Origin of the sequence: Fervidicella metallireducens AeB (assembly GCF_000601455.1) — a bacterium.
Lineage (GTDB): Bacteria > Bacillota > Clostridia > Clostridiales > Caloramatoraceae > Fervidicella > Fervidicella metallireducens.
Map to the genome: position 1 here is coordinate 1 of NZ_AZQP01000080.1, position 4,878 is coordinate 4,878.

A 4,878-nucleotide genomic window follows, 5' to 3' on the forward strand; every position below is an offset into this window, starting at 1 on the left:
ACGTATATTTTTGAGTACCAATATTATCAATAACTTTTGTTCCATTACTGTTATTATCGTATTCAAAACCTATACTATTACCTTTTGAATCTACCACTTTAACTATTTTATCATTACTATCATAGTAGTATCTATAGGTTACTCCAATTACTAAGTCTTCGTGATAACCCAAATTACTACTAGCATCAAATTCGTAATTGAATAATGGATTATTGTTATATTTTATTGATGTAATTCTATCAAGGTTATCATAATTGAATCCTATTATATGACCATTTCCATAAGTTGTTTGTAATAGTTTACTTGTTCTAAGTTCATATGTACTATTTACTAATGCTTGGTTTCCTACTAAAACTCCTGTATTATTACCTAATGAGTCAAAGTTAAAATTATAATTAAATCCATTATGAATTATTGTTTTGAGATAGTCATTTTCATATCTATAGCTATTTGTTGTCTGTTGACCATCCACTGTTTTTGTTACATCTGTTAACCTATCAAGGACATTATCATATGCATAGTAAGTTGTTTTGTTTTTAGGATCCATTATGCTATCTATTGTACCTTTAGTAGTGTTGTAATTATATGTAACTGTATTACCCGTAGCTGCATCCTTAACTGTTTTAAGATAATTTTTATCCGAAGTATATGTTAAGTCCTGCCTTATACCCCTACCATTATGATTACGATAAGAATCATGGTTATCCTTAACACACAAATTTCCATAACTATCATAGTAAAAATAATTTATTAAATTTTCATTTGAAACGGTTTGAGTCAAATTATGTTTACTATCATAAGCTGCAGAAAAATAATTTCCTTTAGGACTACTTATTTTAGTCACATCATTTGTCGTATTATATTCTAGCTGTGTACTTTGATTCAATATATTAGTTTCAGAAGTCAAGTTTCCATTAGAGTCATATTTGTAACCACTTCCAAAACTTTCTTTATATAGTTGAATACCATCAATATATGCACTATTAACTTCGCCAGCATAATTAAACCCAATTTCTTTTATTGTATAGTCATATGGCATAACAATGCTATCACATAGATATTGCCAATCATTTACATATCGATTCAATGGTATTTTAAATTCTTTATAACTTGGAGTATAGTAAGCAATGTATATATACGCACTCCCTTCATTAGGTCTTCTTGCAGCAGAATTTGCTTTTATCCATGCACCAAATGTTAGTATATCTCCTTCTTTTCCAGTAATATTTTGTATTTGCTTTATTTGTTTACTTTTATTAACTTTACCATTAATATTAAAACATTTATTGTTTAACCCTGAAGGGTAACCACTATCAGATAGTACTACAACTGCATCTCCAGTATCACAACTTAAGTCCTTACTCCAATATATAGGGTCCACTCCTCCATATGTAAAATCACTATTTTCTATTAAATTATATCTATTTGCAATAGCACCTTCCTCTAACTGTAAGCAGTCAAAATATGCTATACCTGTTTCTCCCTCAACACCTGCGATTACACTAACATTCTCATTTGTAGAATCTTGAGGCAATATAAAAGTAACTTCATATCTCCCCCACTCATTTGTTCCATTAATAAAGGATGAATTAATATTTTTTAAAATTCCTTTACTATCATAATATTGTATTGAGATATATGCTCCTTTATTGCTTGTGTTTGTTATAGCGTTTGTTTTAACAAACCCCGACAAAGTGTATTTTTTTCCTTTACTTAAATTTATTTGTTGATAATAATTATGGCATCCATTTACATTATCTTTTTTTATCTTTAATGACCTATTGCCTGAATATTGTGCTTCAGTTGTAAATTCTGCTGAAGCAATTGAACCACCCGAACTATTTTGAAGCCAACCATCATCAGCCTCTATATTATGATTTAAAATATAATTAGTTACTGTTTTTTGCAACTTTGATTGCAATGACAATTTATTATTTATATTAGTACCCCTGTAATATTTATAATATTGTGCATTACCTTGTGAATCAGTTATACAAGTAGTGTTACCATACTCATTAAATTGGTAAAGATTTTTTCTTCCTGTTTCATCTATAAATGTTGTTGAGCTTGTTCCATATATCAATTGCAGCTCTTTACCTATTGTACCATCTGTATGTTTTTCAATTATTTTCTTTATTCTATTAGGAATCGGATTATAATATTCGAATTCAGATTTATAGCCATCAAAATTAACCACAGATACTAAATTATTATTTGAATCATAATTATATGTTGTATACTTATTATCAGGATAAGTAATTTTTACAAGCTTATCTTCACTGTATTCATATGCCGTTAACCTATTTGATGGATCTTTTATACTACTTAATTTACCATTTTTATAACAAAAAATTACAGTCCTCCCCGCACCATCAATAACAGAACTTATAGTGTAATCCGTATTATAATTTATATCCATAGAATTTCCATTATTATCTACAATCTTCCTCAGGTATCCATTATTATCATATAGAGAATAATTTCCTTTTATATCTCTGATTTTATATCTCCATAAATCAGATGCTGAGTATTTTATAAAAATCAAACCTAATCCATCAGTATCGTTTGGTGCTAAACTATCTTCATTTGATGGATTTAAAACTGGACTAAAATAGTGCTTTGTACCATCTTCATCAATATAAGTGGAACCATCAATTCTTTTGCTTAAATTTAGCCTCCACCCTAAACCCAAACTACTATTTATATTTTTTTCGCTACTATTATAAACATGTGTTAATGCAATAGGCATCCTATTGCCATTCATACTTAAATCATTATGAACAAAAGTAAGGTTTCCATTGTTATCATTTACATAACCAGTACCCGCTCGCCCTGCACTCTGTGAATGATATGTAAAATAGTCTTCTAATCCCAAATTACTTGAGTAAAATACTTGTAAGCTAGGAGTTCCTGTATTATCTATGTGACCAACAGTGCAAAATGAACAGCTCGTATCTGAAGTATCACAATTTAACATTAGACCATAATTATTCCCATAGGTGTACCAATCTTGTACTATATTAGTTATTGTCCAATATTGTAACTCATAGTCATTACTATTATTATTTTTTACCCATGATAGACTATTAATATTTTTATCACATTCTGGTTGATTATTCCATGTAATAGTATTTTTATTCCAAGGTCCTAGAGCCTTATGGACATAAATATAATCAAACCTACCCCAAGGAGATAAGTAATACTGCAAATAAATGTTTGCTTGAGTTATTTTATCTGCCGTTGTTAAAGTTGGAAGGTTGAAGCTTAAATAAGTTCTCATACTATCAGCCAAAACATATCCTTGATTAGCTTTATTTAAGTCTGGTGATGATTTCCATACAGATGCCATATTAATATTTTCATTATCAATACTAAAGGAATCAATATATGGATCTATCGTTACTGGATAAGCCCTATCAGGCTCTTTTAGCCATTCATTATCAGGCCTAAAAATCAAACTACATTTATTCTTATCTTGAACTATTTGCACATCAATTTTTGCACTTGTATTCTTATTTGCATCAATCATAAATGATGCAGGCATTTTAAATATGACTTCTTTTTTATCACTTCCATCATAAAAAACAATTGAATTATCCTTACTCTTCCCTATAAGTAAATTTTTTAAATTCAAATTAAATATAAATTCAGGATTATCAATCTTTTTGTTTAAAATGATATTTTCTTTTATATCCTCGGATTGAATATCATATTTTATATCAATATCCTCAAATGCATTTTCAAAAATCACTGATGAGTTTAGTTTAGATAGCTTTGTAAATTTTTCATCAGCTGATATTGTCTCTGATGGATCATCTAAAGTAATCACTTTTGCCTTTGATTGCTGTGTATTTTCTATATTCCAGGAAATTTCATATTTATCTTTCTTTATTGATACCAGCTTATTTGATTTTAAATTTTTTGCTATTTTAAATTTTATATCATTATCTTTATTTTCTATTATTTCATTTCCATTTTCATCTTTATTATCTATTAAAGTATTATCAATGTCTTTCCACTGACCATTTTCCTTATAATGTACTGCTGTTGGATATGAGCATGCTACATATGTCATATCATCTTTTAAAAAGTGTTTAACATTCCTTTCTCTTTTCTCAATTACTTCTCCTACAATTTTAGATTCTTTATTTTGAATTTCATTTGTTTGTTGCAATTGAGATGTTACTTCAGTTGAATTTTTATCTTCTTTAGCAAAAACCTTATAATCTACTAATGTAAATAAAAAAGTTATTAATAAGAACGATGCCAAGATTCTGTTATATTTTTTCATTATATTCTCCTGTAAAAACTTGGTAGTGTAAAGATTTTTACACCCCTTTTAAAATTTTTTTCTTTATATATCAAGTTATGAGCTTGAACACGGAAAACCCCTTAAGACTGTCCAACGACGCAATGGTAAGTCTATTTCTGTTGATACTATTTGCCCTGTATGTGGTGCGCCTCACCATTATATTTACGATAACAATGGCAGAAAAGGTCAGTTTCAATGCAAGGTCTGTGGGCAGACCTTTATTACATGAAAGCTTGCCACTAAGCCTCTTAAACCTAAATGCCCATATTGCGGACATGCTCTTTCTCCTAAAAAGCATCGCTCTTTCTTCATTGTTCACAAATGCGTCAACGATAGCTGCTCCTACTACTTGAAGAACCTAAAATCTGTGGATTCAGAGGTTCTCAAAAATAACGAGAAATACAAGCACAAACTACGTGCTCAGCAAATTTCTCTGAAACAAGAAAATCCACTTACCTTGGATATTACTCAAGTCATTGGTCTTACCAATGATGACGAGGTCTCCAAAGAATTTCGTCCATTTAAACAAATGATAGAGCGTCTTAATCGAACCTTTAAGGAAAGTT

The 4,878-nt window shown here is 29.3% G+C and carries 2 protein-coding genes and 1 pseudogene; 1 reads left to right on the top strand and 2 read right to left on the bottom strand.

Translation table 11 applies throughout. The annotated features are described in order from the left end of the window. A partial coding sequence (locus Q428_RS13325; protein WP_035381738.1) for a DNRLRE domain-containing protein occupies nt 1-4,291 on the bottom strand: 4,291 nt, incomplete at its 3' end. A gap of 70 nt (nt 4,292-4,361) precedes the next feature. Next, complete coding sequence (locus Q428_RS13330) at nt 4,362-4,631, bottom strand: hypothetical protein (protein ID WP_152539142.1); 270 nt, start codon at nt 4,629-4,631, stop codon at nt 4,362-4,364. A gap of 48 nt (nt 4,632-4,679) precedes the next feature. Here Q428_RS13330 and Q428_RS16130 point away from each other — a divergent pair. Next, a pseudogene (locus tag Q428_RS16130) lies at nt 4,680-4,878 on the top strand (hypothetical protein); the annotation flags it as partial.